The sequence below is a fragment of the Frigoribacterium sp. MCBA15_019 genome, assembly GCF_001864945.1.
In the GTDB taxonomy this organism is placed as follows: domain Bacteria; phylum Actinomycetota; class Actinomycetes; order Actinomycetales; family Microbacteriaceae; genus Frigoribacterium.
Map to the genome: position 1 here is coordinate 118,321 of NZ_MJGS01000002.1, position 23,972 is coordinate 142,292.

Here is a 23,972-nt window from a genome sequence, read left to right on the forward strand (position 1 = left end):
ATCGTCGCGGGTGCTCGTCGTACCGCGAGACAGGCCCTGTGCCCGTCCGGCACGGCGAGCGACCTGATCACGCCGAGGAGGCCCCGATGACCCATGACGCCCCGACGTCGCCGTCGACCACGGCCCCGACGTCCGTCGTGCCCGTCGTCGTCGCCCCCGTGGCCCCGGTCGCCCCGATCCGCGTCGCGTCGGTCCCGGCCGGCCACCCGTACGTCCGTTCGCTGCTCGACCCCCACGACCCCGCCGGTCGCGTCGTACACCTCGCCGACCCGCTGCCCGATCCCGCCGAGCCGGCCCGTTGGTGGCCCCCGGTCGTGCTCGACGCCGACTGGCTGCGGGCGCACGCCCACGAGGTCGACCTGCTGCACGTGCACTTCGGCACGGAGTCGTACCCGGCCGAGCACCTCGCGGCCGTCGTCGAGACCCTGCGCGACCTGCGCCTCCCGCTCGTGTACACGGTGCACGACTTGACGAATCCGCAGCTCGTCGACCAGGCGCCCCACCTCGAGCACCTCGACGTGCTGATCCCGGCCGCCGACGAGTTGATCACCCTGACCGACGCCGCCGCCGACGAGATCGAGGCTCGTTGGGGGCGCCGCGCGACCGTCATCGCGCACCCGGCCATCGCCGACCCCGACGCCGAGCTGCCCGTCGGCACACCCGGTGACACGGTCGTCGTCGGCGTCCACCTGCGCGACCTGAGGCCCAACGTCGCAGGTCTCGAGACCGTCCGCACCCTGCTCGCCGCGGTCGAGGCCCTGCGCGCCACCGGTGCCGCCGTGGAGGCGCGGGTCGACCTGAACGAGCGCGTGCGCGACCCCGAGCAGGCCGACCGCATCCGCGAGCTCGTCCGTGCCGCCGGCCCGTCGGCGACCCTCGCCGAGCACCCGCGCCTGACCGACCCCGAACTCGAACGGTCGCTCGCCGACCTCGACGTCTCGGTGCTTCCCTACCGCCACGGCACGCACTCGGGCTGGGTCGAGCTGTGTTGGGACCTCGCCGTGCCTGTCGCCGCGCCCCGCGTCGGCCACGCCGCCGCGCAGCACCCCGAGCCCGGCACGACCGCTTCGTTCGACCTCGACGACCCCGCGTCGCTCGCCGCCGCCGTTATCGCCCTGGTCAGCCCGCACGCCGTCGACGAGACGGCCGACGCGCACGACGACCCGGCCCGCGTGCCGGCCTCGCGTCGCGGCAGCCCGCACCGTGCCGTGCTGCAGCAGCAGCGCCGGTCCGTGCGTCGACGACAGCGCCACGACGTGGCCGCCGCCCACCTCGCGGTGTACGAGCGCGCCCTCGCGACGGTCGCGGCGGTGACGGCGTGACCCGCGCCTCCCGGCCCCTGCGCATCGTCGTGGTGGCGCCGCTGCGCTACCCGATCCGCGAGCCGTTCGCCGGCGGTCTCGAGTCGTCGGTGCACCACCAGGTGCGCACCCTGCGCGAGCGCGGTCACCGCGTCTCGCTGATCGCGACCGAGGGGTCGGACCACCTCGACCAGAGCCCGCCCGAGTTCGTGCTGCCCGCCGTGGTCTTCGACGACCCGGCCGAGGCGACGGACACGACCTACCCCGACGGCTACCTCGAGCGAGCGCTGCCGGCCCTCGAACGCGCCCTGCAGTACGTCGCCGACCACGCCGACGACTACGACCTCGTCGACAACCACAGCCTGCACGGCGTCCCGCTCGCCCGGGCCGACCGCATCGGCGTGCCGATGGTCAGCACCCTGCACACGCCGACCCTGCCGGACATGCTCGCCGCGCACCGCTCGTCCGACGGCCCGCGCAGCCGCTTCGTCGCGGTCAGCGGTCACACCGCCGCCGCGTGGGCGACCGAGGGCGTCGAGGCGACCGTGCTGCCCAACGGCGTCGACACCGAACGCTGGGGCTTCGGCCCGGGCGGCGACGACCTCGTCTGGTCCGGTCGCATCGTCCCCGAGAAGGGGCTGCACCTCGCCCTCGAGGTCGCCCGTCGTGCCGGGCGTCGCCTCGTCATCGCCGGTCGCATCGGCGACGTCGACTACTTCGAGACCGAGGTCGCCCCGCACCTCGGCGTCACCGCCCACTACGTCGGCGAGCTGCGCCAGCCCGAGCTCGCGGCCCTCGTCGGCCACAGCGGCTGCGCCCTCGTCACGCCCGTGTGGGAGGAGCCCTTCGGTCTCGTCATCGCGGAGGCGCTGGTCACCGGCACGCCGGTCGTCTCGTTCGCCGTCGGGGGAGTCCCCGAGGTCGTGGCGGGTTCGGTCGGGGCCGCCCTGGTCCCCGCCGGCGACCTCGACGGCATGGCGCGCGCGGCCGACGACCTGTTGCGCCGGGTCGGGACGGACGCCGACGCCCGCCGCACGGTGCGGCAGGACGCCGTCGACCGGTTCTCGCTGCGAGCCCGGGCCGCCGTGCTCGAGCAGCTCTACGCCGACGTCGTCGCCTCGGACGTCCGTGTGCCCGCCCCGTCTGCCGTCGCCGCTGCGGAGGCGACCGTCGGGGGTGGCCGGCACCGCGCCTCCTCGTCCCTCGCCGGCGGCCTCTCGGCCGTGCGCCCGGCCGGCACGGGACGACGGGTCGTGACGGCGTGACCTCGACGGCCGCTCGCCCGCTCGTCGGCTGGTACGTGCACCACCACGGTGCCGGGCACCGCACCCGCTTCTCTGCCGTCCGGCCGCACCTCGACGCCGACGTCGTCGTCTTCAGCTCGCTCGCCGCTCCCGTCGACCTGCCGACCGACACCACCTGGGTCGAGCTCGAGCGGGACGACGCCCCGACCACGGGCCCGGACGGCGTGGTCCGTCACCCGGCCGACGCGTCGCCGACCGTGGGCGGCCTGCTGCACTGGGCTCCGGTCGCGCACCCCGGGCACACCGCCCGCCTGGGTCGCATCGCCGCCACGATCGCCGGGGCCGCGGCCGCCGGGCGCCCCCTCGACGCGATGGTCGTCGACGTCTCGGTCGAGGTGACGCTGTTCGTCCGGCTGCTCGGCGTCGAGGTCGTCGTCGTCTCGCAGCCCGGCGACCGCACCGACGAACCCCACCGACTCGCGTACGACGCGGCGTCGCGCGTGATCGCCCCCTGGCCCGCCGGGACGCACGACTCGTCGGCGCTCGACCGGGTCGCCGAGAAGGTGCGCTGGGTCGGCGGGATCTCGCGGCAGGACGGACGTCGGGCGTCGGTGCCCACCTCGGTCGTCGTGCCCGGCAGCGTCCTCTTCGTCGGCGGTGCCGGTGGCAGCGACCACGACGACCTCGCGGCCGCGGTCGCCCGGGCGGCCCGGGCCACACCCGGCACGACCTGGTCGGCCCTCGGCCTCGACACCTGGGTCGACGACCCGTGGGCGGCCATGGCCTCCGCCGAGGTCGTCGTGACCTGGGCCGGTCAGAACACCGTCGCCGACCTGGCCGCCCTCAGCGCCCGCGCCGTGGTCGTTCCGCAGACCCGACCCTTCGACGAACAGCTGACGACCGCCCGGGCGCTCGACCGGTCGGGCCTCGCCGTCGTGGCGTCGTCCTGGCCGGCCGACGACGACTGGCCGACGCTGATCGAGCGGGCTCGGGGTCTGCAGCCCGACTGGTCGACGTGGCAGGTCGAGGGGGCTGCCGCCCGCGCCGCCGCGGTAGTCGCCGAGGTGACCGGTCGTGGTGCGCGTGGCGTCGGCCCCGCACGCGACGACCTCGCCGTGGGCACGGACCTCGCCGTCGGCACCGACCTCGCGGGGGTCGCGTCGTGACCGTCGTCGTCGTGACGCTCGCGTCCGCCACCCGCATGAAGCACGTCGCGAACCAGTTGCGGTTCGTCCGGCAGGTCGCACCCGACGCCGGCCACGTGGTCGTCTGGCTCGACGAGACCCCCGCCCCCGACGTGCCCGCCCTGGTCGGCGTGACGACCCTGCACGTGCCGCCCGGTCCCGACGGCCTGCGCCTCGCCGCGGGGCGCAACCGCGGAGCCGACGCGGCCGTCGGCCTCGGTGCCACGCTGATCGTCTTCCTCGATGCCGACTGCGTCCCCGGCACCGACCTCTTCCGCCTCTACGAGCGGGCGGCCCACGACCACCCGGGGGCGTTGCTGAGTGGTCCCGTCACCTACCTGCCCGAGGGGTTCGTGCTCGGCTCGGGCGAGGGACTCGAGGGGGCGACCGCTCCGCACGCGGCGCGACCCGCGCCTCCTGCCGGCTCGACGGTCGTCGCCGAGGCCGCGGACTACCCGCTGTTCTGGTCGCTCTCGTTCGCGGTGACGCCGGACACCTGGGCACGGATCGGCGGCTTCGACGAGCGATACGAGGGCTACGGCGGCGAGGACACCGACTTCGCGTTCACCGCTCGCTCGCTCGACGTGCCACTCGTCTGGGTCGGCGGCGCCCACGCGTACCACCAGCACCACCCGACCTCGTCACCGCCGTGGCGGCACCTGGCCGACGTCGTGCGCAACGGCGGCCTCTTCGCCGATCGATGGGGCGAGTGGCCCATGGGCGGCTGGCTCGACGCGTTCGAGCGGGCCGGTGCGGTGCGCCGCACGGCCGACGGCGGCTGGGCGCTCGTCGAGGGCGCGTCCGTCCCGCGCTGACGTACCGGGCCCGGCTCGGCCCGGCCCTGGCCCGGCCCGGCCCGGCCGACCTGAGTCGCACCGCCGACCGAACATCGCACCGCCCACATCGACGGTGCGACGTTCATCCGACGGTGCGACACCACCCCGAGGAGGCGCGGCGCGGCCGGGTCAGTCGAGCTTGCCCTGGTCGGACGACTTCTTGTGGGCGATGGCGTCGCGTTCGGCGGCGAGCGACGCGACGGTGGCCGGGTCGAGGGCGTCGTAGTCGACGAAGGGGTCGGGCTGGCCCGTCTTGTCGGCGACGACCGCCGAGTACGCCGAGACGGCGAGACGCAGCTTGGCGGTGGCCCGCCCTGCGCGCTTGCTCGACAGCGGTTTCTCCTGCATGACCTTGAGGTGGTGGTCGAGCGCCTCGACGAGGTCGCGGTGGGCAGTCTTGAGCTTTTTCGCCATGTGACGATCATGCCCACCCCGGGCCGATCTGCCAACACGGTCACGGCGGCGGGGACCGGCCGGGGGACCGATCGGGGGACGAGCCGCGCGCCGGGAGGAGGCGCGGCCCGGTGCTTTCACAGCGGGCGGCCACACTGCCGTAACCTCCCGGGCGGACCATCAGGCATGATCTCGCTGACCGGAGTGATCCACCCCACCGACGAAGTGGCCGTGCTGCACGTCGTCGAGCAGAAGCTCCGGCGGCACTTCCCGGCGTTGAGCGCCGCGTCGGAGGTGCTCGTGCTGCAGGCCTGGGGCCTGCCCGTCCGCGTCACCGAACAGTTGGCGCGGCTGCGGCTCGACGTCGTCGTGGGCGACCGCGACGAGGCGGCCACGTTCCGGGACACGGTCGGTGCCGAGCTGCGAGGCTGGTCCGGCTCCGGCTCGTTGCGGGTCGACTGGACCGAGGACGTCCTGCCCGCGGTCGCGCCGGCCACGCTCGGCGAGACCGCCTGACCGACGCCGGCCCGGGTCGCCGCCGAGGCGACCTCCGGGGTCTCCCGGCCCGCGCCTCCTATGCTTCGTCTCGACGGGGGCCGCCCGGGCCCCTGCTCGCCGAGGGGGCGCGCATGACCGACGGACGCACGGAGCGAGCACCCGACGACGCCGACGGCTCGGTGAGCCGAGGAGGCGCGGTGCGCGAAGGCGGGATCGCCCGCCACGGTCGCCTCCGCCGGGGGCACCCCGCGGCGTTCGTCGCGAAGGTCACGGCGGCCGCGCTGGCCGTCGTGCTCGTCAGCACGGCCTCGGTCGCGGCCATCGCCACCTGGCAGGTGCTGCAGGGAGCACCGCCCACCGTCAGGCTCGCCGGGCCCGACGGGTCGTCCGCCTCGCCCGTGCCGCAGCTGACGGCACAGACCGGCGAGGTGAACCTGCTGCTGATCGGCACCGACACCCGCGAGGGGCTGGGTGCCGGGTTCGACGACGCCGCCAACCAGCAGGCCAGCTCGGGGGCGGGCAAGAACGACTCGACGGTGCTCGTGCACATCTCCGAGGACCACACGAACATGGCGGTCGTCAGCTTCCCGCGTGACCTGATCGTGCCGATGCCGGCCTGCCCGAACGACGACGGCACGACCAGTCCGGCGACCTCGGGCGCGATGCTGAACACCGCGCTGGGCCGCGGCGGACCGCAGAACGGGCTCTCGTGCGTGGCGCAGACGATCGGCCAGCTGACCGGGCTCCAGATCGACTACGCCGGGTCCATCACCTTCGAAGGGGTCGTGTCGATGGCCGACGCCGTCGGCGGCGTCGAGGTGTGCCTGGCCACGCCGATCCGTGACACCGAGGTCCAGCCCGCGCTCGACCTTCCCGCCGGCACCCGGACGTTGTCGGGAGCCGAGGCCGGGGCGTTCCTCCGGTCGCGCTACGGGGTCGGGGACTCGAGCGACCTCGGGCGCATCAGCAACCAGCAGACGTTCCTGTCGGCGTTGGCCCGGCAGACGGTGTCGGCGGGGACGCTGACCGACCCGACCAAGGTGCTGGCGATCGCGCGGGTGGCGTTCGCGAACATGACGCTGAGCGACACCCTGGGCGACGCGTCGACACTCGCCAAGCTCGCCCTCGCCGTGAACACGGTCGGGCTGTCGAACATGGTGTTCGTGCAGTACCCGGCGGTGGACGACCCCGCGGACCGCAACCGGGTGCTGGTCGACGAGGCGTCGGCGTCGATCCTGAACGAGGCGTTGCAGCGCGACCTGCCGCTGGCCCTGTCGGCGAACAGCCTCGGGCGGTCGGCGGTGCTCGACCCGGACGCGGCGGCCCCGAGCTCGCCGGCGGCGCCGTCGACCGGGGTCCCGGACGAGCCCACGACGCCCGCGACGGACGCGGTGCCGACGGACGGAGCGGCTCCGGTGCCGTCCTCGGCCGCCCCCACGGCCGCGGCACTGCCCGACGACGTCTCGGGTCAGTCCGCCGACCAGGTCACCTGCGCCGCGAAGCGCTGACTCCGGCCGTCTCGTGCTGCGGTCCGGTCGGGCGGGAGCTCGGCTGGAGCTCCGGGAACGAGGTCTCGATGTCGCCCTCGGGCGTGACGAGGACGTTCGGACGGTTCGCCTGCCGGATCAGTGCGCGAGGGTGTCCTTCGGATGCTCGCCGAAGCGGGCCAGGTACGCGGCCGAGAACCGGCCCATGTTCCCGAAGCCCCAGCGGCTGGCGACGTCCGAGACGAGGGTCGTCCCCGGATCACCCGCGAGGAGGTCCTGACGCACCCGGTCGAGGCGGACGTGCCTGAGGTACTTCGACGGGCTGGAGCCCAGGTGTTCGTTCATCAGCTGCTGAAGGGTCCGGGTGTGCATGCCGGCGGCGGTCGCGATGTCCGCCGACGAGATCGCCTGGTCGGCGTAGGCGTGGACGTACTCGGCGGCGAGCCTCAGGCGTTTGGTGCGTTCGGTGCGCAGGGCGTCGGGGACGTCGACCGCCCGCCAGGGGAACAGGTCCAGCAGCGTCCTGACGATCGCCGTCTGGGCGGAGTGCCGGGCGAGGGGCGGGGTCCGCGGGTCCACGATCGTCGGGGTCGCCGTGCCGAGGGTCCGGTGCCAGGCGGCGAGGGCGACCTCGCTCGGGACGGCGGCGTAGTCGAAGACGATCCGTTGTGCCGGTCCGGCATGACGTTCAGTGGCGACCTCCTCCAGGAAGGCGCCGTCGATGTGGACGATGCCGTGCCGGTGGGGTGTCATGGCGAACGAGAAGGACGTCTCGGTCGGGGTCAGGAAGGGCCGGGCGCCGACGCTGGTCAACTGACCGGAGGGGTGGTCGACGGTCACGGAGCCTTGCTGGAACCAGGACACGACGTAGTCACGGGACCAGGGGATCGTGCCCTGGAGGTGGCCGGTGAAGGTGCCGGTCTGCAGGGCGAGTCGGGCGTCCCCGGCGGAGGCGAAACGGAACGCGAACGGCTCCGGGCCGAGGCGTGCGCGGAAGTCCCGGCCGGCGAGGACCGTCTGCAGACAGTCACGCGCCTCCTCGGCGTCGTCGCTCGACCACGTGTCCCGACGGAACTCGTCGGGTGCGCGCTCGTCCGAGGACGGTCCGGTCGCGGGCATGTAGGTGGTGGGCACGGTGATCTCCTGGTCCTCCTCTCGTTCACGGACGCACGCTGGTGAGACGTGGCCTCAGCAATGGGGACGAGGGCCGAGCAGAGTTCGTCACGGATCGCCGACGGGAGGTCTGACGGCCACGATGCCGCATCGGCGAGCATCTGTCCCTACCCCAGAAGACGTGCCCCACCCCGGCGGACGTGTCCCGCCGCCGGCCAGGAGATCGCCTGAGGGCCCGCGGGACAGCGGGCCTCAGGGTTTGAGGGCCTGCACGCTCGAGGGGTCGGGGCGGGGTGTCGTGGCTCAGACGTCCCGGCCGAAGCAGACCGACTCGGCCGATCCGACGTACGGGCCGAAGAGGGGGATGCTCTCGTAGCCCTCCCGCTCGTAGAAGCGGATCGCGTCCGGTTGGAGGATGCCCGTCTCGAGCACGATCCGCCGCGTGCCGAGGTCGCGAGCGGCGTCCTCGAGGGCATGCAGGACGGCGGCCGCCACCCCGGAGCCCCGCGCGTCGGGCGAGACGTACATGCGTTTGACCTCGGCCGTGGCCGGCCCGACCACCGTGTCCGCCAGGGGGCGCAGACCACCGCACGCGATCGGGCGGCCGTCGTCCGCCCGGGCGACGAGGAACACCGGGACGTCGGCTGCCGACGGCGGCGTGCCGGGCTCGTGGTCGTCGCTTCCGTACCGGGCGTCCAACTCGACGCGTTGGGCGCGGCGGAGGCGGTCGGCATCCGGGTGGTCGAAGGGGGTCGCACTGATCGTCCAGCTCATGGGGGTCCTTTCGTGACAACCGTTACGGTAACAGGCGTTACGATGCCTGGATGAGCAGATCGCGAGATGTGACCGACACCCGGCGGCGTCTCTCGGACGCCGTCTTCACGACCCTCGCCGAGCGGGGGCCGACGGGTCTCACGCTCCGGGCGGTCGCCGAACGAGCCGGATGCACGACGGGCCTCGTCCTGCACACCTTCCGCGACAAGCAGGCCCTGCTCCTCCATGCCCGAGACGTGCTCCACGAGCGCACCCGCGAGCGCTCGGACGCCCTCGAGGGCGATGCGGACGATCCGCTCGCGGCCGTTCGTGCCGTCGTCCTGGGGACCCTGCCGACCGATGACGAGCGGCTCGCCGAGGCGCGCGTGTGGGTCGGGTTCCTGGCGGCAGCGCTCGACGATCCCGTCCTGGCCGAACGGCACGCCCGCAACAGCCGCGCGTTCGCCGATCGCCTGACCCGGTTGCTCAAGATCGGTGATCCCGGCCGTCACGACGAGGCGGTCACCCGGGCGGCGGCCCTCGTCGCGGCCGTGGAGGGGGTCTCGAGCCTGGCGGCGGGCGACCCCGACCGGTGGACCACGGCGCGTCAGGTGCAGGCGCTCGAGTTCGTCCTCGCCGCCGCCGCGCCGTCGGGCCCGCCGCGATGACCGGTCAGCGTCGCCGGTAGCGGCTGCCGTCGCAGGTGTGGACGGCCGAGTCGTCCGAGAGCATGTGCAGGTTGTACGTGGCGCAGTCGACGAACGTCCCGATGCTGATGATCGAGGGCGAGCGGCGCAGTTCGCCCTTGGAGGGGCCGTCGGAGCCGATGCCGGCCCGGTGGACCATCCACTCGATGTCGCGGGCCTCCTGGTCGAGGTAGCGCATCACGGCCTCGTTGTCCTCGTGTTGCCCGATGTACCCACGGGCGATCGTGCTGCGGACGATCCGCAGCGCCGGCGCGAGCGACTTTCCCGGCGCCGCGCTCAGGCCCCCTGCCTGGTACAGGAGTCGCCGCGTCCCGCTGCGGCGCATGGCGGGCACGAGCGATCGGACGAAGGTCGTGTTCACCTGCCGCTCGCGCTGGGCAGCCGCGTCCCCGAGCATCATCACGACGGCGTCGACGCCGTCGAGCAGGGCGTCGAGGTCGAGGTCGTCGTCGAGTGAGCCCTGTACGACCTCGAGGTCGTCGTGCTCGATCGCGAGCTTGCCGGGCGTCCGCGCCAGGACGCGGAGCCGGTGGCCGGCGTCGAGGGCCAGTCGTGTGAAGTGTTGCCCGGTCTGCCCCGTGGCGCCGAGGACCAGGAGGGATCGTCTATTCGTCATGGCTCTAATGTAGGCGGTGTCTAGAAAGTAGTCAATGACTAGTCGCGGACTAGGATGAGGGCATGACCCCACGGCCTTTCCACCACGGGAACCTCCGGGCCGTGCTGCTCGACGAGGCGGTGGGCGTCCTGCGCGAGTCCGGCGTCGACGGGCTGTCGCTCCGCGACCTCGCGCGCCGGGCCGGCGTCAGCCACGGTGCCCCGAGGAGTCACTTCGTCGATCGGCAGGCGCTGCTCGACTCACTCGCCGAAGCCGGTTTCGAGCGGCTCACCACCGCCGTCCGGCGTGCCCTCGACGGCGAGGGGAGTGGCACGGAACGCCTCCATCGCGTCGCCCGCGCCTACGTCGACTTCGCCGTCGACGACGCCGCCCTCATGGAGCTCATGTTCCAGACCAAGGTCACGACGAAGCCCGAGGCCGTCCACGAGGCGGCCGGCACTCTCTTCACCGTGCTCGACGGCGCCTTGGGGTCGCCGGCGTCCGGGGCGTCGGTCGACGAGTCGCGGGATCACTTCAAGATGCTCTTCGCGGCGACGATGCAGGGGATCGCGGGGCTCGTCGCCTCCGGTCGCATCGAACGACCCCTCGGAGACCGCCTCGTGGGCACGGCCATGGGCACGCTGCTCGACTCCGAGCTGGGGCGCCGCGTGGTCACCGTTCGCTGATCCACCACATGCGGCGGGTGGCCTGGGCGAGGGGCGGTCCGCTGTCTTGTTCATGGTGAAGTGACTTCATGATGAAGTAAATGGGGTAGGTTGACCGGACGGCACCACCGACGGAAGGCATCCATGTCCCTGACCCCGCGTCCCACCCCGCATCGCACTCCTCGCGTCCTCGTCACCGGGGCGAGCATCGCCGGTCCCGCACTCGCCTGGGGGCTGGCGAAGTCCGGCTTCGACGTCGTCCTGCTCGAGCGATCCGCCGCTCCTCGCGAGACGGGCCAGAACATCGACGTGCGCGGCCTCGGTCGCGAGATCCTGACGCGCATGGGCGTCGAGGAGACGGTCCTCGCGAACCTCACCGGCGAGGAGGGGACCCGCTTCGTCGACGAGGACGGTCGCCCCTACGCCGTGTTCCCCCGAGAGGAGGGTCAGGACGGGCCGACGGCGGAGGTCGAGATCCTGCGCGGTCGCCTCGCCGGCATCCTCGTCGACGTCGTCCCGGCCGAGGTGGAGCGCCGTTACGGCGACTTCGTCACGGGGGTCGAGCAGGACGGGACCGGTGTCGACGTCACGTTCGACAGCGGCGCCCAGGAGCGCTTCGACCTGCTCCTGGTGGCTGAGGGGCGCAGCTCACGTACCCGGCGCCTCCTCTTCTCCGAGGAGACCGAGCTGCGCGACTTCGGCGTCAGCATCACCTACGGCACCCTCGACCGGCACCCGGACGACGTCGACACCTGGGACTGGTTCACGGGCACACGGGGACGCGTCGCCTCCGTGCGGCCCGACAACGAGGGGACGATCCGGGCGAGCATGTCGTTCGAGTCCGAGCCGATGGGCTTCGAGAAGCTGCCCGTCGAGGCCCAGCTGCAGCTGCTCCGGGCACGTTTCCGAGGGGCCGGCTGGCAGACCGAGCGAATCCTCGACGGCTTCTCGGCACGCCCCGACGAGTTCTACACGCAGCGGATGGAGCAGGTCGTCATGTCGACCTGGAGCCGGGGGAGGGTCGCGCTCGTCGGCGACGCCGCCTGGGGGTCGGGCCCGACGGGCATGGGGACGACGCTGTCGCTGGTCGGCGCACACATCCTCGCCGGAGAGCTCGCCGCGACCCCCGACCGTCCCGCGCGCGCCTTCGCGAGCTACGAACGGCAGATGCGCCGCTACGCCGACAGCGCCCAGGGCCTGCCGCGCGGCGGGGCCCGAGCGTTCCACCCCTCGTCGACCGTGGGACGGAAGGCGGTCCGGGTGGCGCACCGCGTCGCGGCGTCGAGGCCGGTGCGGACGTTCTTCCAGGCGAACCTGCTGACGAGCGAGAAGCACGTCCCGGTGTTGGCGGACTACCCGCACCTCCGGGCCTGAACCCCGAGGGGGCCGCCGGCCCCGCCCGTCGATGAGAGGATCGAGCATGACGACCCCGAGACGGAACCTGCTCGAGGCGCTCCGTCACTACGCCCTGAGCTACCAGGAGTCCACCCGAGAGCTCGCCCGTCGGATGGACCTGCCGACGGTGGACGGCACCGCCCTCGGCGAGATCCTCTGGGCCGAGTACGACGACGCCCCCCTCTCGCCCGGTCGACTCTCGATGCGCGTGGGCCTCACGTCGGGCGCGACCAACGCCCTCATCAACAGGCTCGAGGCGCTGGGGCTCGTCTCGCGCAGTCGTGAGAGCGACGACCGCCGCGTCGTCACGCTCCGCACCACCGAGACGGCCCGGGAGCGTGCGGCGGTCTTCCTCGACCCCTCGACCGCCGCCCTCGAAGCGGCCCTCGACGAGTACGACGACGTGACGCTCGACACCGTCCGTTCGGTGCTCGTGCAGCTGGCCGCGGTCCTGCCGGGCACCGATCAGGACGGCGCCCGACGCCCCCGGTGAGTCGCTCGGGTCCGACAGTGTCGGTGGGGTGTCGTAGCGTCCTCGGTGGGAGGCGTGATGAGAGACCACCGGCAGCCGTCCGCGCGAACCGGCGCGCGCCTCCTCGTCGACCCCGGGGCCGGGTGCGGGGGCACACGGTGACCGCCGTCATCGGTCCCGTCGGCGGCGACGAACGCCCCGACCACCTGCTGCCGCAACAGGCCGCCGAAGCCGTCCACGCCGGTTTCCCCTCGCCGGCGCAGGGGTACTACAACGGGCCGGTCGACCTCAACCGGCACCTGATGCGCGACCCGACCGCGACGTTCCTGGTGCGGGTGAGCGGCGACAGCATGACCGGAGCCGGCATCTTCGACGGTGACGAGCTCGTCGTCGACCGGGGCCTCGACGCGCACGACGGGCACGTGGTCGTCGCCGTCGTCAACGCCGAGCTGACGGTCAAGCGTCTCTCGTACCGGCAGGGGCGGATGGTGCTCAGCCCCGAGAACCCGGCCTACCCCGAGATCGTGCTGTCCGAACTCGACGAGGCGACGATCTGGGGCGTCGTGACGAGGTGCCTGCACCGTGTCTGAGTCCACCACGACGTCCAGGTCGACCACGTCCGAGCGCAGCGTCGCCATCGTCGACGCCAACAACTTCTACGTCTCGTGCGAGCGCGTGTTCAACCCGGCGCTCGAGGGCAGGCCGGTGGTCGTGCTGTCGAACAACGACGGCTGTGTCATCGCCCGCTCGCAAGAGGCGAAGGCGCTCAACGTCGACATGGCTGCGCCGTGGCACAGCATCGCTCCGATCGCGGCGATGCAGGGCGTGGTCGCGGTGTCGAGCAACTACGAGCTCTACGGCGACATGTCGGCGCGGTCGGCCGAGATCCTCAGCCGGTACACCAGCGACCAAGAGGTGTACTCGATCGACGAGTCGTTCATCGAGCTGACCGGTTCGCTCGACGACACGATCGCCCAGGCTCGCGAGATCCGCCGTGCCCTGCGCAAGCTCATCGGCCTGCCCGTCAGCATCGGCATCGCGCCGACCAAGACCCTGGCCAAGTTGGCCAACCGCGGCTCGAAGCAGAACGCCGCTCTCGCCGGTGTCTGCCACCTGGGCAGCTACGCCCCCGAACAGCAGACCGCGATCCTCGCGAGCGTCGACGTCGGCGACGTCTGGGGCATCGGCCGCCGCACGGCGAAGAAGCTCGCGCCTCTCGGCATCCACACCGCGGCCGATCTCCGCGACGCCGACGCCGCCCGCATCCGCACGCGCTTCGGCGTCGTGCAGGCCCGGGTCGTGCACGAGCTGCGCGGCGTCGACTGCCTGCCGATCGAGCAGGTGCAGCCCGAGCGCGAGCAGATCTACCACTCGCGGTCGTTCGCGGTGCCCATCACGACCGTCGCCGAACTCGAAGAGGTGCTCTCGGTCTACACGCAGCGAGCGGCGGCCCGGTTACGGAAGCAGGGCTCGTTGACGCGCCTGATGCGGTGCTTCACCGCGACCTCGCCGTTCTCCGACAGCGCCGCCCACACGAACCACTCGGTGTCGGTGGCGTTCCCCGAGCCCACCGACGACGCCGCCCTGCTGTACCGCTCGGCCATCGCCGCCCTCGGCCCGCAACTCGAACCCGGCAAGCGCTACGTCCGAGCCGGCGTCACCCTGATGGAGCTCACCCCGCGCGACGAGCATGCGAGCCTCGACGTCTTCGACGAGGCCGACGCGGCACCACCCGCCTACGGTGCCGTCATCGACCGCATCGCCGGCAAGTTCGGCGAAGACACGCTGGGGCTCGGCATCGCCGGTCTCCGCCACCGGCGCGGCTGGTCGATGAAGCGCGACATGGTGTCGCCCCGCGCGACCACCCATTGGGACGAGCTGGCGACGGCCAGGGCTCGTTGACGAAGTCGGGCCGCCCCTTCACGGAATCACGGCCCGAAGATCAGGGTGCCGAGCACGAAGAACGCCATGACGCCGATGAAGCCCGCCACCCCCGAACCGATCGCCCACGCAGCTCGGTACGACCGCTCGAGCCGGCGATCGAGCAGCGCGGCCACCGCGCCGACGAGTCCGAGGAGCGGCGGGGCGACCAAGAGCACTCCCGCCAACCGGAGGTACCCGGCGACGTACGGGTTGGGGAACGGCACGAAGAGCAGGCCGAGCACGACCAGCAGGGCCACGGACAGGCACACGACGGTCGCGACAGGCACGCGACGGAGGCGTGGCGCGGGCTGGTCGGTGACGGCAGGCGCCTGCGGTGGTCGGGGTGGCATGGCTCGATCATGTCGTGTCCTGTCGGTCTCCGGGTTGATCTGTGTCGCCCGCATGGGCGACATCACCGCTGGACCCCTCCAGACGCACCATGCTGGGCTCGTGACCGCCACGACCAGGACGACCGCCACACGTGTCGTGCTCTCGACCGCGACAGCCCTGTGCGTGGCATCGGTGTGCACGGCCGTCCTCGCTCGGCGCGTCGCCACCGAGGGCCGAGCCTTCGTCCTGGGACCCCTGGGGGGCCAGACGCTCATCGTGCTGGCCGTGCTCGTCGCAGGCGTCGCCTTGGTGGTCCTGGTCCTCGGCGTGGCCTGGTGGCTCACCCGTCGGTCGGGCTTCTGGCCGCAGATCCTCGTGCGGTCCGCCGCGTCGCTCCTCGCGGTGGTCATCGGTCTCGGGCTCTGTGTGGTCGCCTGGCTCGGCGCTCTGGGCTCCGTGAGGTACGTCGACGTGGGCACGGTGGACGGGCGAACGGTCATGGTGGCCGAGTACCGCTCCCTGGCGGGGTTGGGTGCGTCGCTCGGCTACCGCGACGGATGGCTCTTCACGCCCGACCCGGCCGCGTCCGGCCCCGCGATCGGCGACGACGGCGCGGGCGACCCGCAGGCCGAGTTCGGGATGTACCGGCTCGAGGTCGCGGCGGATCAGGTCACGGTCCGGTTCGGTGACGACGGTCAGAACGTCCTGACCGCACCCCGCCCCTAGACGTCTCGCCGCGCCTCCTCGGTCGTCAGCCGGCGGACGCTCGGCGTCGCGACGGCCGCGAGCGTCGCCGCCGCGATGATCGCGGCGCAGACGAGCAGTGTCGGCCGTGTGCCGAACTGCTGCGCCGCCGGGCCGGCGAAGACCTCGCCGAGCGGAACGGCGACGAACGAGCCGACCATGTCGTACGAGTAGACCCGGGCCAGGGAGGCGCGGGGCACGTGGCTCTGCAACGACTGGTCCCACGAGATGGCGAAGATCTCGAGGGCGACCCCGCCCAGCAGGAACGCCACCACGAGCGCGGGCACCGCCGGAGCCAGCCCGAGCGTCGCCACCGGCACCGCCGTCACGGCCATCAGCCCCACGCCCACGACGAGGCCGTGCCGGGGCCGCCAGCGCATCGCGACGACGGCACCGATGCCGAGGCCGACGGTCTGGGCCGCGACGACCAGCCCCCAGGCCGCCCGCCCGAACGACCCGTCGGCCACGACGGGCCCGAGCACCGTCGTCGCCCCCACGAACGCGGCGTTCAGCACGGCGAACTGCGCCACCACGGTCCACACCCACGAGCGCCGGGTGAACTCGTGCCACCCCTCACGCAGGTCGGCGATCACCGACGAGCCCGAGCCCGAGCCGGGCTCCTCGTCGTCGGGCGACGGGGTGCCGGGCCGGATCGGCAGTCGCAGACGCGAGTAGAGGGCCCCCGCGAGCGCGAAGCCGGCTGCGTCGATCACCAGGCCCCACCCCGGCCCGACGACCGCGACGATGCCCGCCCCGGCCGATGCCCCGACGACGCTGCCGCCGTTCAGGCCGAGGCGCAGCAGGGCGTTGGCGGGCCGCAGCAGGGTGTCGGGCACCGTCTCGGGCACGAGGGCCGCCGCCGCGGGCAGGCTCACCGCCGCGACCGCACCGTTCAGCACGCTCAGCACGACGAGCAGCGGGATCGTCGCCGACCCCGTGATGACGAGCGTCGCGACCACGGCCTGCGTCCCGGCCGCGGCCAGCGACGTCCCGACGAGCACGACGTCGCGCCGCAGCCGGTCGGCGATCACGCCGCCGAAGAGCAGTACCGCGACGTTGGCGATCGATCGGGCGGCCACCACCAGTCCGAGGTCCGCCGCCGACCCGGTCAGGTCGAGCACGGCGAACGCGAGCGCGATCGGGGCGACGGCGTTGCCGAGCACGCCCGTCGTCCGAGCCGCGAGCAGCCAGCGGAACGTGCCGTGCGCGAGGGGGCCGCGGCGGTCGCTCGTGGCCTGGGGGACCGAGGAGGCGCCTCCTGCGTCCCCGGTCACGGTCGCTTCAGGGGGAAGAGCGCGGCCGTCATCGACACCGGGCTCGTGCCCGGCGTCCGGGGCCGCTGCGCGGCGGCGTGCAGGAGGGCGGAGGCGTGGCCCACGTGGCGGACGACCAGCTGCCAGGTCTCGGCGTCGACCCAGAGTTCGGCGTCGGTCGAGACCTGGGGCCCGGTCACCCGCCGGGGGGAGCGGCGGCGCAGTTCGTCGGTCAGGGCCTCGACGTAGCGGGCGCGCTCGGCGTCGGCGTCACCGTCGGCGCCGTCGACGGGCCCGGGGACGACCGGGAACGGCTGGGCCGACGACAGGTGTCGGTACCGCTTGGCCTCGCCGCCGCGGATCGTGACGACCTCGACGACCTCGACGAGGCCCACCCGCTCGAGCACCCGGAGGTGGTAGCTCGCGGTGGCCTGCGACAGCCCGAGTTCGCGACCGGCCTCGGCGGCGCTCATCGCGACGCCCGTCAGGAGCGAGAGGAGGCGCAGCCGGATCGGGTGGGCGGTGGCGCGGAGTTCGTCGAGTGCGGACATGAGGTCATCGTGCAGACCCCGGCACCCGACCGTCAAACGGGTCTTTGGGGGTCGGCTACTTCGAGGTGGCGAGACCCACGAGCGCGGCCGAGATCAGGCCGGCGCCGACGACCGAGATGGCGATGATGAGGACGTGGAAGAACAGGACCATGGGGTGTCGGTCTCTCTGTGAGCAGGTGCGGCGGGTCGAGGCGGAACAGGCGTCCATCGTACCGAGCGCCCCTGGGCGCGGCACGTCCGGCGGGGTGCCCGGGCCGCGGCCTACGCTCGGACGATGACGACCCACCACCTCGACCCCAGCACCGACACCGCCCACGAGGTCTTCTCGCGCGACCACGCCCCCGTGCTGACGATCGACTCCGGTGACACCGTCGTCGTGCGCTCGCTGGACGCCTCGGGCCACCTCGAGCCGCAGACCGTGCCCGGCGAGGTCACGCCGTACCTCTTCCCGACCCGGCGCGGCCACGCCCTGACCGGTCCGATCGCCGTCCGCGGGGCCCGTCCGGGCGACATGCTGCAGCTCGACCTGCTCTCGCTGACCCCCGACGACTGGGGCTTCACGGTCGCCGCGGCCGCCGACACCCCGATCACCCGTCACCTCGGCCTGGTCGACGCCGAGGCCGCCTGGCTGCTCTGGAGCATCGACCGCGACGCCGGCACGGCCACCGAGAGCCGGGGCCTGCGTCGCCCGATCGCCCCCTTCCTCGGCGTGATGGGACTCGCCCCCGCCGAGGCCGGAGAACACTCGACCATCCCGCCCCGCGCCTCCGTGGGCGGCAACATCGACTGCCGCGACCTCGTCGCGGGCACGACCCTCTGGTTGCCGGTGGCGGTCGACGACGCCCTGCTCTACCTCGGTGACGGCCACGCGGCCCAGGGCGACGGCGAGGTCGGCGGCACCGCGATCGAGACCGGCATGACGACGGAGGCGCGGGTCGGCCTGGCGACGGACCGCCCGCTCACGACGATCCACGCCGAGACCCCCGAGGCCCGCATCACCTTCGGCTTCGACGCCGACCTCAACGTCGCCAGCGGGGACGCGCTCGCCGCGATGGTGACCTGGATGCAGCAGCTCTACGCGGTCGACGCCGCCACGGCCCTCGCCTTCGCGAGCACGGTCGTCGACCTGCGCGTCACCCAGGTCGCCAACCGCACCTGGGGCGTGCACGCCGTGTTGCCGCGGGACGTGCTCGTCCCCGCCTGAGCGGCGCCCCGCCTCCTCATCGTCGACCGGGTCGGCGTTCGGCTCGCAGCGCCCTGCGCGACGGTTCGACGACACCCCGAATTCGGCGTGCCGAATACCTCTGATCAGCACTTTTCGGGTCGAGGAGGCGCGCTCGGCATGCCAGGATCGTCAGGTTCCGAGACGCCGGTGTCTCCACCCGACCGTCTCGAAAGGCGCTGCCCCCATGTCGTTCTGGGCCCTCTTCCTCATCGCGCTCGGCGTCTCCGCGGACGCCTTCGCCGTCGCCCTCGGCAAGGGCCTGCACATGACGCGCTTCAGCGCACGCCACGCGGTCGTCATCGCGCTCACGTTCGGTGCGTTCCAGGCGCTGATGCCGCTGCTGGGCTGGCTGCTCGGCTCGACCTTCGCGCAGTACATCGCGCCGTTCGACCACTGGGTCGCCCTCGGCCTGCTCGCCCTGATCGGCGGCAAGATGCTCTACGAGGCGTTCTCGTCGCACGAGGACCGGGAGAAGGACACCGACCGGCTGAACCTCCGCGAACTGGCCGTGTTGGCCGTCGCGACCAGCATCGACGCCCTCGCGGTCGGTGTGACCTTGGCGTTCCTGCCGGTGTCGATCGGCTGGGCGATCCTGCTGATCGGCGTGACGACCGCCGTGCTGACCTTCGTCGGCGTGCTGGTCGGGCGCCGGGTGGGTGCGAGGTTCGGCAAGCCGGCCGAGATCGCCGGCGGCGTGATCCTGATCCTGATCGGCGTGAACATCGTCCTCGAGCACACGGGCGTCCTCGGCTGAGTCCGCGCCGCGTTCGGTGTGCGCCGCTGCGTCAGTCGCGCGGCATGCGCAGTTCGGCCAGTCGAGGCGCGTGCAGCGGCTGGGTCTCCCACAGGGCCGTGAAGGTCGCGTCGGCCTCGTCGAGCGTGAGGTGCAGGCGGTGCGGCGTCTCGACGAAGACGAGGTCGACGTGCAGCAGGTCCGCCGACCGGGTGGCGCTCGCGGCGACCGGTGTCGCAGCCGGGTGGTCGCCGACACCGACGCCCTCACGGGAGCCGTCGTCGGACCCGTCGGTGACGACCCAGTCCTCGGCCTCGACGCGGGCCACCAGACGGGAGTCGCCCTCGACAAGGGTGAGCGTCGTCGCGGCGTCGGCCGAGGCGCGCAGTTCGACCACGCTGAGGCTGGGCTGGTCGTTGCCGTCGGCCGCGGTGAACGAGACGAGTCGCTCGGTGCCGGGGGAGTGCTGGTCGCCGACCCGCGCCTCCTCGGCTGCCGGTCGGACCGGTGCGGCGTCGTGCTCGGTCGGACCGGCCACCCCGGGCAGTGTCAGGTCGGCGAGGCGGGTCGCCAGCGAGTCGTCGGCCGCGGCGTCGCCGATGCGAGCCGCGTCCGTGCCGAAGACGGGCAGCAGGTGGGCCCACGCCGCGTCGAGCACGGCCTGCATGTCGAGCGACTGGCCGGTCAGGGCGAGCACGACGTCGTGCTCGGGCAGCACCACGGCGAACTGGCCGTACGCGCCGTCGCCGCGGTAGCCGTGGCGGGCCATCCAGAACTGGAAGCCGTAGCCCTGGGCCCAGTCGGGGTTCGACTCGCCCGCGTTCGAGACGTGCGAGCGCGTGGCCTCGGCGACCCACTCGCGCGGCAGCAGCTGCGTGCCGTCCCACTCGCCCTGCTGCAGGTACAGCTGGCCGAGGGCGGCGATCGCGTGGGTCGTGGCGTGCAGTCCGCTGAAGCCGAGTTCGCGGCCGGACTCGTCACGCTGCCAGCCGACCTCGCCGATGCCGAGCGGGTCGAGCAGGCGGGGGCGCAGGTACTCGCTGAGCGACTGGCCCGTGACGCGTTGCACGATCGCGCCGGCGGCGAAGGTGCACGGCTGGTTGTACGCGAACACGGTGCCGGGCTCGTCGTCGGGCGGGGTGAGCAGGAAGCCGCGGACGACGTCGACCGGGTCGACGGCGAGCGCCCGGTCGAGGGTCTCGGCGCGGTGTCCGCTGGCCATCGCGAGCACGTGTCGGACGCGCATCGACCGGCTGCGCGGGTCGGTCACCTCGGCGTCGAGCTCGGGGAAGTGGCCGAGCACGGTGTCGTCGAGCCCCATCAGCCCCTCGGCGACGGCGAACCCGACCGCCGACGAGGTGAAGCTCTTGCTCAGCGAGTAGAGCAGGTGCGCGCGGTCGGCCGAGTACGGAGCCCACCAGCCCTCGGCGACGACCTGCCCGTGGCGCAGCAGCATGATGCTGTGCGGCTCGACGCCGGCGGTGGTCTCGAGGGCGTCGACGAAGGCGGAGATGCCCGCCGCGTCGACGTTCTGGGCGGAGGGCGTGCTGCGCGGCAGCGTCGTCGGAGTCACCCCTCGACCCTATGCCCGCCCCCGGTTCACTCGGCCTCGCCCGGCCCCCGTGTGCACATCGCGACAACTGCCAGCGCGAGCCTAGTCATGGACGGTGGCGAGCGGCGTGTCGCACGCGTTTTGTCGGGTTCGGTACGCCGCCCGGGCTCTGGCAGGTCGGGTTTGGCCCGCCGAGCGCCCCCGGGGTAGGTCGAACCCGACGCCTTGCCGCCGTAGGGCGCCCGCGGGGTGGCGGTGGGGGAGGGAAGCCGAGGAGGCGCGGGTCAGGTCGCCAGGGACGTCAAGCGCAGGTCGACCAGCGGCACGAGGTCCCGTGGCAGCACCACGAGCACGATCGAGCCGTCGACCTCGGCGCCCCAGCCGACCAGGTCGGGATCGGTGTCGATCAGCACGGCGTCGTGTTCGACCCCGTCGACGACGAGCGCCTCTCCCGGCTGCGCATGCCGGGCGGTCACGGGGGCGTCCAGCACGGGCATGGCGCCGTCGGGTCGGGTGCTCCGCCCCTCGGCCGTGTTGATCAGCACGTGGTTGACGTGCCGAGCGAGATGTTCCTCCACGGAATCGCGTTCGCCCGACCGTTCCGGGTCGTCGGGCGCGACCGTGGTGACCACCGCCTCCCACAGCATCGGGTACCGGAACGCCCGCAGCCCGGCCAGGAACCATTCCGGCTGGTCGGCGGCCAGGGCATCCGCCAGGTGGCCGTCGATCTCGGCGACGTTCTCGACCAGGTTGGACGGGGCCTCGGGGTCGGACGGGTCGGCGACGAACACGTAGTTGAGGGCGACGGTGTCCAGCACGTCGTCGTGCGCGATCGTGCTGGGCTGCGTGAGATCGAGGCGGGGCTGCTCGACGAACGTGTGGACGGGGCGACCGAACGCCGCCGCGATCTGGGAGGGCGTGCCCGGGCGCGGGAGGTCGTGCAGGCTGGCGTTCTCGGCGAAGTCCACCGCCCCATGCTCGCACCCTGGGCGCCGAGACGCAGCCGTCGCTGCGCGGCGGAGTTCAGGAGGCGCGGGTCGGGTCCGCCATGGCCCCTCGGCCCCCTGAGGCGGCTCCGGACGCCGCGGGCAGCGTGTCGGCGGCAGGCGCCTCGGCCACCGCGTCCGCGAGGGCCGTCTCGGCTACCGCGTCCGCCACGACGACGGCCTCGCGGGTGCGCTCGGCCCGGACGAAGCCGATGCCGACGACGATCAGCAGGCCGCCTCCGAGCTGCAGCGGGGTGAGGGCCTCGCCGAGCAGCAGCCAGGCGTAGAGCGCGGCGGCCGCCACCTCGAGCAGGCCGACGAACGACGCCAGGCGCGAGCCGAGCATGCTGCTGGCCGTGATGCTCGTGGCGTAGGCGACGGCCGTGGCGACGACGCCGACCACCAGCATCGGCACCCACCACGGCACGACCGCGTCGAACAGGGGCACGTCGGCCGCGGAGGTCGTGAACGGCACGAGACCGGTCAGCCCCAGCAGTCCGAGGAGGGCGGCGCCGAAGAGCAGGCCCGACGCCGCCAGCGCGACCGGGGGCAGGTCGCCGCTCGGTCGGGCGGCGATCACGAAGTACGCGGCACAGCAGACCATGGCCGCACCGGCCAGAGCGAGCCCGACGGGGTCGAGCGCCACGCCGCCGCTCGGGGCGACGACCAGCAGGAGGCCCGCGAAGGCGATCGCGGAGCCCACGAGCACCACGACCTGCGGCACGCGCCGCGTGGTCGCCCAGGCCACTCCGACGAGCAGCAGCGGGGCGAGGTACTCGACGAGGATCGCGGTGCCGACCGGGATGCGCACGACCGCGGCGAAGTAGAAGACCTGGGTGCCGGCGACGCCGATCACGGCCATGCCGAGCACGCGCCAGCGGGCCCGCCAGATCGGGCCGAGCCGACCGCGGAGGACGACGAGGGCGACGGGTGCGAGCACCACCCCGCCGATCAGCGCGCGGACGGTGACGGCGGCCACGGGACTCCACCCCGATTCGAGCAGCGGCTTGACGAAGGGCCCGGAGAAGCCGAACGACGCAGCGGCGAGCAGCGCGACGAGCAGGCCCGCGGTGGTCGAGGCGGGGCGCCCTGCGGCGAGGGGTGTCGTCGTGGACGTGGTCGTGGTCGCACCGGTGCTCACGAGGACTCCTTCTGTCAGGGCCGTCGTGCACAATGGGTGGTGACGCGCCGCTTCTGTCGCGAGCGTACGACCGCCTCTGACAAGGAGTCAACTTGCATTTCGCCCCTGACACAGAAGACGTCCTCGAGTTCAACGTCGCCCTGGTCAACACCGGTGCCGGGGCGAGCCGATCCGGCGACGACGAGCTCTCGACCCGGGCCGAGCTGAAGGCCCTGCTCGACTCGTTCGCCTTCTCGGGCCGCTTCGACCGGGACGACGCCGAGCTGGCCTCGGTGCAGGGCGTCCGGGCCGAGCTGCGACGCATCTGGACCCTCGAACGCGACCTGCTCGCCGCCGAGGTCAACCGCATGCTGGCCGACAGCGTCTCGTCGCCCCGGCTCGTGCGGCACGACGCCCTCGACTGGCACCTGCACGCGACGAGCGACGACGCACCTCTCGCCGACCGCATCCGCGTCGAGTCCGCGCTCGCCCTGGTCGACGTGATCCGCACCGACGAGACCGGCCGACTGCGGGCCTGTGCGGCGGACGACTGCGACGGGGTCTTCGTCGACCTGTCGCGAAACGGCTCGAAGCGGTTCTGCAGCGTCCGCTGCGGCAACCGCGTCAACATGATCGCCTTCCGGGAGCGCCGGGCCGACCCTGCCCCGGGCTGACCCGCCCCCTGCCGCGCGCCGCGCTGACCCGCTCCGACCCCGCCCCGCTCCGACCCTGCCCCGCGCTGACCCGCCCCGCTCTGCCCCGCCGCGCCCTCCTGCCGGGCCGAAAAGCGTGATCCGTTACGTACCGGATCAAGACCAGAAGCTTCCAGGGGGGCGAAAAGCTCGATCCGTCACGTACCGGATCAAGCGAAGGGGAACAACGGGGGAGGCGCGCCTGACCTCGCAGCGCCCG

Annotated in this window: 26 protein-coding genes; 16 read left to right on the forward strand and 10 right to left on the reverse strand. The window is 73.2% G+C overall.

What is annotated here, in order from left to right; translation table 11 throughout:
- Positions 1-86: 86 nt before the first annotated feature.
- Genes BIV04_RS05495 through BIV04_RS05510 form a run of 4 tightly spaced genes read left to right on the forward strand, consistent with a single transcriptional unit; the run spans position 87 to position 4,544 of the window.
- Entirely contained in the window at positions 87-1,322 is a 1,236-nt protein-coding gene (locus BIV04_RS05495) for a glycosyltransferase (RefSeq protein ID WP_177174771.1), read from the forward strand.
- The gene (locus BIV04_RS05500; protein WP_071255028.1) at positions 1,319-2,566 is read left to right on the forward strand and encodes a glycosyltransferase; all 1,248 of its coding nucleotides are present in this window, start codon (positions 1,319-1,321) and stop codon (positions 2,564-2,566) included. Before BIV04_RS05495 ends, BIV04_RS05500 begins: the two co-directional genes overlap by 4 nt.
- Entirely contained in the window at positions 2,563-3,711 is a 1,149-nt protein-coding gene (locus tag BIV04_RS05505; protein ID WP_071255029.1) for a glycosyltransferase, read from the forward strand. The genes BIV04_RS05500 and BIV04_RS05505 overlap by 4 nt, the downstream gene beginning before the upstream one ends.
- Positions 3,708-4,544, forward strand: coding sequence for a glycosyltransferase family 2 protein (locus BIV04_RS05510; RefSeq protein WP_071255031.1), 837 nt, complete (start codon positions 3,708-3,710; stop codon positions 4,542-4,544). Before BIV04_RS05505 ends, BIV04_RS05510 begins: the two co-directional genes overlap by 4 nt.
- Before the next feature lie 150 nt (positions 4,545-4,694).
- On the opposite strand, the gene BIV04_RS05515 is transcribed toward BIV04_RS05510, so the two are convergent.
- Entirely contained in the window at positions 4,695-4,979 is a 285-nt protein-coding gene (locus BIV04_RS05515) for a hypothetical protein (protein ID WP_071255032.1), read from the reverse strand.
- Positions 4,980-5,144: 165 nt separating this feature from the next.
- Here BIV04_RS05515 and BIV04_RS05520 point away from each other — a divergent pair, with 165 nt between their 5' ends.
- Both BIV04_RS05520 and BIV04_RS05525 read left to right on the forward strand, forming a co-directional pair.
- On the forward strand, positions 5,145-5,474 hold the full coding sequence (locus tag BIV04_RS05520; RefSeq protein WP_071255033.1) for a hypothetical protein: 330 nt from the start codon (positions 5,145-5,147) through the stop codon (positions 5,472-5,474).
- A 113-nt stretch (positions 5,475-5,587) separates the two neighbouring features.
- On the forward strand, positions 5,588-6,964 hold the full coding sequence (locus BIV04_RS05525) for an LCP family protein (RefSeq protein WP_083396183.1): 1,377 nt from the start codon (positions 5,588-5,590) through the stop codon (positions 6,962-6,964).
- A 117-nt stretch (positions 6,965-7,081) separates the two neighbouring features.
- On the opposite strand, the gene BIV04_RS05530 is transcribed toward BIV04_RS05525, so the two are convergent.
- Together BIV04_RS05530 and BIV04_RS05535 are read right to left on the reverse strand one after the other, a co-directional pair.
- Positions 7,082-8,077: a helix-turn-helix domain-containing protein gene (locus tag BIV04_RS05530; protein WP_071255034.1), complete on the reverse strand. Its 996-nt coding sequence runs from the start codon at positions 8,075-8,077 to the stop codon at positions 7,082-7,084.
- A gap of 282 nt (positions 8,078-8,359) precedes the next feature.
- Complete coding sequence (locus BIV04_RS05535; RefSeq protein ID WP_071255036.1) at positions 8,360-8,830, reverse strand: GNAT family N-acetyltransferase; 471 nt, start codon at positions 8,828-8,830, stop codon at positions 8,360-8,362.
- A gap of 50 nt (positions 8,831-8,880) precedes the next feature.
- Between BIV04_RS05535 and BIV04_RS05540 the strand changes: the two genes are divergently transcribed.
- Entirely contained in the window at positions 8,881-9,477 is a 597-nt protein-coding gene (locus BIV04_RS05540; protein ID WP_071255038.1) for a TetR/AcrR family transcriptional regulator, read from the forward strand.
- A gap of 4 nt (positions 9,478-9,481) precedes the next feature.
- Here the strand turns inward: BIV04_RS05540 and BIV04_RS05545 are convergent, their stop codons facing one another.
- Positions 9,482-10,132, reverse strand: coding sequence for an NAD(P)-dependent oxidoreductase (locus BIV04_RS05545; RefSeq protein WP_071255040.1), 651 nt, complete (start codon positions 10,130-10,132; stop codon positions 9,482-9,484).
- Positions 10,133-10,194: 62 nt separating this feature from the next.
- On the opposite strand from BIV04_RS05545, the gene BIV04_RS05550 reads away from it, so the two are divergent.
- The 5 genes from BIV04_RS05550 to BIV04_RS05570 all read left to right on the forward strand — a co-directional run bounded on the left by BIV04_RS05550 (position 10,195) and on the right by BIV04_RS05570 (position 14,545).
- Complete coding sequence (locus BIV04_RS05550; protein ID WP_071255042.1) at positions 10,195-10,797, forward strand: TetR/AcrR family transcriptional regulator; 603 nt, start codon at positions 10,195-10,197, stop codon at positions 10,795-10,797.
- 123 nt (positions 10,798-10,920) lie between these two features.
- A complete protein-coding gene (locus tag BIV04_RS05555; protein WP_071255044.1) occupies positions 10,921-12,150 on the forward strand; it encodes an FAD-dependent monooxygenase in 1,230 nt (409 codons plus the stop codon).
- A 46-nt stretch (positions 12,151-12,196) separates the two neighbouring features.
- Positions 12,197-12,664 carry a MarR family winged helix-turn-helix transcriptional regulator gene (locus BIV04_RS05560; protein WP_071255046.1) on the forward strand — a complete coding sequence of 156 codons (468 nt, stop codon included), beginning with the start codon at positions 12,197-12,199 and terminating at the stop codon, positions 12,662-12,664.
- A gap of 137 nt (positions 12,665-12,801) precedes the next feature.
- Positions 12,802-13,233: a translesion error-prone DNA polymerase V autoproteolytic subunit gene (locus BIV04_RS05565; RefSeq protein ID WP_143048573.1), complete on the forward strand. Its 432-nt coding sequence runs from the start codon at positions 12,802-12,804 to the stop codon at positions 13,231-13,233.
- Positions 13,226-14,545, forward strand: coding sequence for a Y-family DNA polymerase (locus tag BIV04_RS05570; RefSeq protein ID WP_071255048.1), 1,320 nt, complete (start codon positions 13,226-13,228; stop codon positions 14,543-14,545). The genes BIV04_RS05565 and BIV04_RS05570 overlap by 8 nt, the downstream gene beginning before the upstream one ends.
- Before the next feature lie 26 nt (positions 14,546-14,571).
- On the opposite strand, the gene BIV04_RS05575 is transcribed toward BIV04_RS05570, so the two are convergent.
- Positions 14,572-14,916, reverse strand: a complete 345-nt coding sequence (locus BIV04_RS05575) for a hypothetical protein (protein ID WP_143048574.1) — start codon at positions 14,914-14,916, stop codon at positions 14,572-14,574.
- A 100-nt stretch (positions 14,917-15,016) separates the two neighbouring features.
- Between BIV04_RS05575 and BIV04_RS05580 the strand changes: the two genes are divergently transcribed.
- Positions 15,017-15,622, forward strand: coding sequence for a hypothetical protein (locus BIV04_RS05580; RefSeq protein WP_071255051.1), 606 nt, complete (start codon positions 15,017-15,019; stop codon positions 15,620-15,622).
- On the opposite strand, the gene BIV04_RS05585 is transcribed toward BIV04_RS05580, so the two are convergent.
- Positions 15,619-16,914 carry an MFS transporter gene (locus BIV04_RS05585; RefSeq protein WP_071255052.1) on the reverse strand — a complete coding sequence of 432 codons (1,296 nt, stop codon included), beginning with the start codon at positions 16,912-16,914 and terminating at the stop codon, positions 15,619-15,621. The genes BIV04_RS05580 and BIV04_RS05585 overlap by 4 nt on opposite strands.
- On the reverse strand, positions 16,911-17,444 hold the full coding sequence (locus tag BIV04_RS05590) for a transcriptional regulator (RefSeq protein WP_071255054.1): 534 nt from the start codon (positions 17,442-17,444) through the stop codon (positions 16,911-16,913). The genes BIV04_RS05585 and BIV04_RS05590 overlap by 4 nt, the downstream gene beginning before the upstream one ends.
- A 274-nt stretch (positions 17,445-17,718) precedes the next feature.
- Between BIV04_RS05590 and BIV04_RS05595 the strand changes: the two genes are divergently transcribed.
- The gene (locus BIV04_RS05595) at positions 17,719-18,648 is read left to right on the forward strand and encodes an acetamidase/formamidase family protein (protein ID WP_071255056.1); all 930 of its coding nucleotides are present in this window, start codon (positions 17,719-17,721) and stop codon (positions 18,646-18,648) included.
- 205 nt (positions 18,649-18,853) lie between these two features.
- Complete coding sequence (locus BIV04_RS05600) at positions 18,854-19,423, forward strand: manganese efflux pump MntP family protein (RefSeq protein ID WP_071255057.1); 570 nt, start codon at positions 18,854-18,856, stop codon at positions 19,421-19,423.
- Positions 19,424-19,454: 31 nt separating this feature from the next.
- Here the strand turns inward: BIV04_RS05600 and BIV04_RS05605 are convergent, their stop codons facing one another.
- From BIV04_RS05605 to BIV04_RS05615, 3 genes are all read right to left on the reverse strand, one after another.
- Positions 19,455-20,975: a serine hydrolase gene (locus BIV04_RS05605; RefSeq protein WP_071255058.1), complete on the reverse strand. Its 1,521-nt coding sequence runs from the start codon at positions 20,973-20,975 to the stop codon at positions 19,455-19,457.
- Positions 20,976-21,238: 263 nt separating this feature from the next.
- Positions 21,239-21,922: a hypothetical protein gene (locus BIV04_RS05610; protein ID WP_071255060.1), complete on the reverse strand. Its 684-nt coding sequence runs from the start codon at positions 21,920-21,922 to the stop codon at positions 21,239-21,241.
- A 55-nt stretch (positions 21,923-21,977) separates the two neighbouring features.
- The gene (locus BIV04_RS05615) at positions 21,978-23,081 is read right to left on the reverse strand and encodes a DMT family transporter (protein WP_083396184.1); all 1,104 of its coding nucleotides are present in this window, start codon (positions 23,079-23,081) and stop codon (positions 21,978-21,980) included.
- A 92-nt stretch (positions 23,082-23,173) separates the two neighbouring features.
- Between BIV04_RS05615 and BIV04_RS05620 the strand changes: the two genes are divergently transcribed.
- On the forward strand, positions 23,174-23,734 hold the full coding sequence (locus tag BIV04_RS05620; protein WP_083396185.1) for a CGNR zinc finger domain-containing protein: 561 nt from the start codon (positions 23,174-23,176) through the stop codon (positions 23,732-23,734).
- The last annotated feature ends 238 nt before the right edge of the window (positions 23,735-23,972 follow it).

Coding starts and splice junctions, on each gene's coding strand:
- BIV04_RS05495 (WP_177174771.1), top strand. CDS start 87: ATGACCCATGACGCCCCGACGTCGCCGTCGACCACGGCCCCGACGTCC.
- BIV04_RS05545 (WP_071255040.1), bottom strand. CDS start 10,132: ATGACGAATAGACGATCCCTCCTGGTCCTCGGCGCCACGGGGCAGACC.
- BIV04_RS05540 (WP_071255038.1), top strand. CDS start 8,881: ATGAGCAGATCGCGAGATGTGACCGACACCCGGCGGCGTCTCTCGGAC.
- BIV04_RS05560 (WP_071255046.1), top strand. CDS start 12,197: ATGACGACCCCGAGACGGAACCTGCTCGAGGCGCTCCGTCACTACGCC.
- BIV04_RS05550 (WP_071255042.1), top strand. CDS start 10,195: ATGACCCCACGGCCTTTCCACCACGGGAACCTCCGGGCCGTGCTGCTC.
- BIV04_RS05520 (WP_071255033.1), top strand. CDS start 5,145: ATGATCTCGCTGACCGGAGTGATCCACCCCACCGACGAAGTGGCCGTG.
- BIV04_RS05515 (WP_071255032.1), bottom strand. CDS start 4,979: ATGGCGAAAAAGCTCAAGACTGCCCACCGCGACCTCGTCGAGGCGCTC.
- BIV04_RS05555 (WP_071255044.1), top strand. CDS start 10,921: ATGTCCCTGACCCCGCGTCCCACCCCGCATCGCACTCCTCGCGTCCTC.
- BIV04_RS05525 (WP_083396183.1), top strand. CDS start 5,588: ATGACCGACGGACGCACGGAGCGAGCACCCGACGACGCCGACGGCTCG.
- BIV04_RS05575 (WP_143048574.1), bottom strand. CDS start 14,916: ATGCCACCCCGACCACCGCAGGCGCCTGCCGTCACCGACCAGCCCGCG.
- BIV04_RS05590 (WP_071255054.1), bottom strand. CDS start 17,444: ATGTCCGCACTCGACGAACTCCGCGCCACCGCCCACCCGATCCGGCTG.
- BIV04_RS05535 (WP_071255036.1), bottom strand. CDS start 8,830: ATGAGCTGGACGATCAGTGCGACCCCCTTCGACCACCCGGATGCCGAC.
- BIV04_RS05595 (WP_071255056.1), top strand. CDS start 17,719: ATGACGACCCACCACCTCGACCCCAGCACCGACACCGCCCACGAGGTC.
- BIV04_RS05600 (WP_071255057.1), top strand. CDS start 18,854: ATGTCGTTCTGGGCCCTCTTCCTCATCGCGCTCGGCGTCTCCGCGGAC.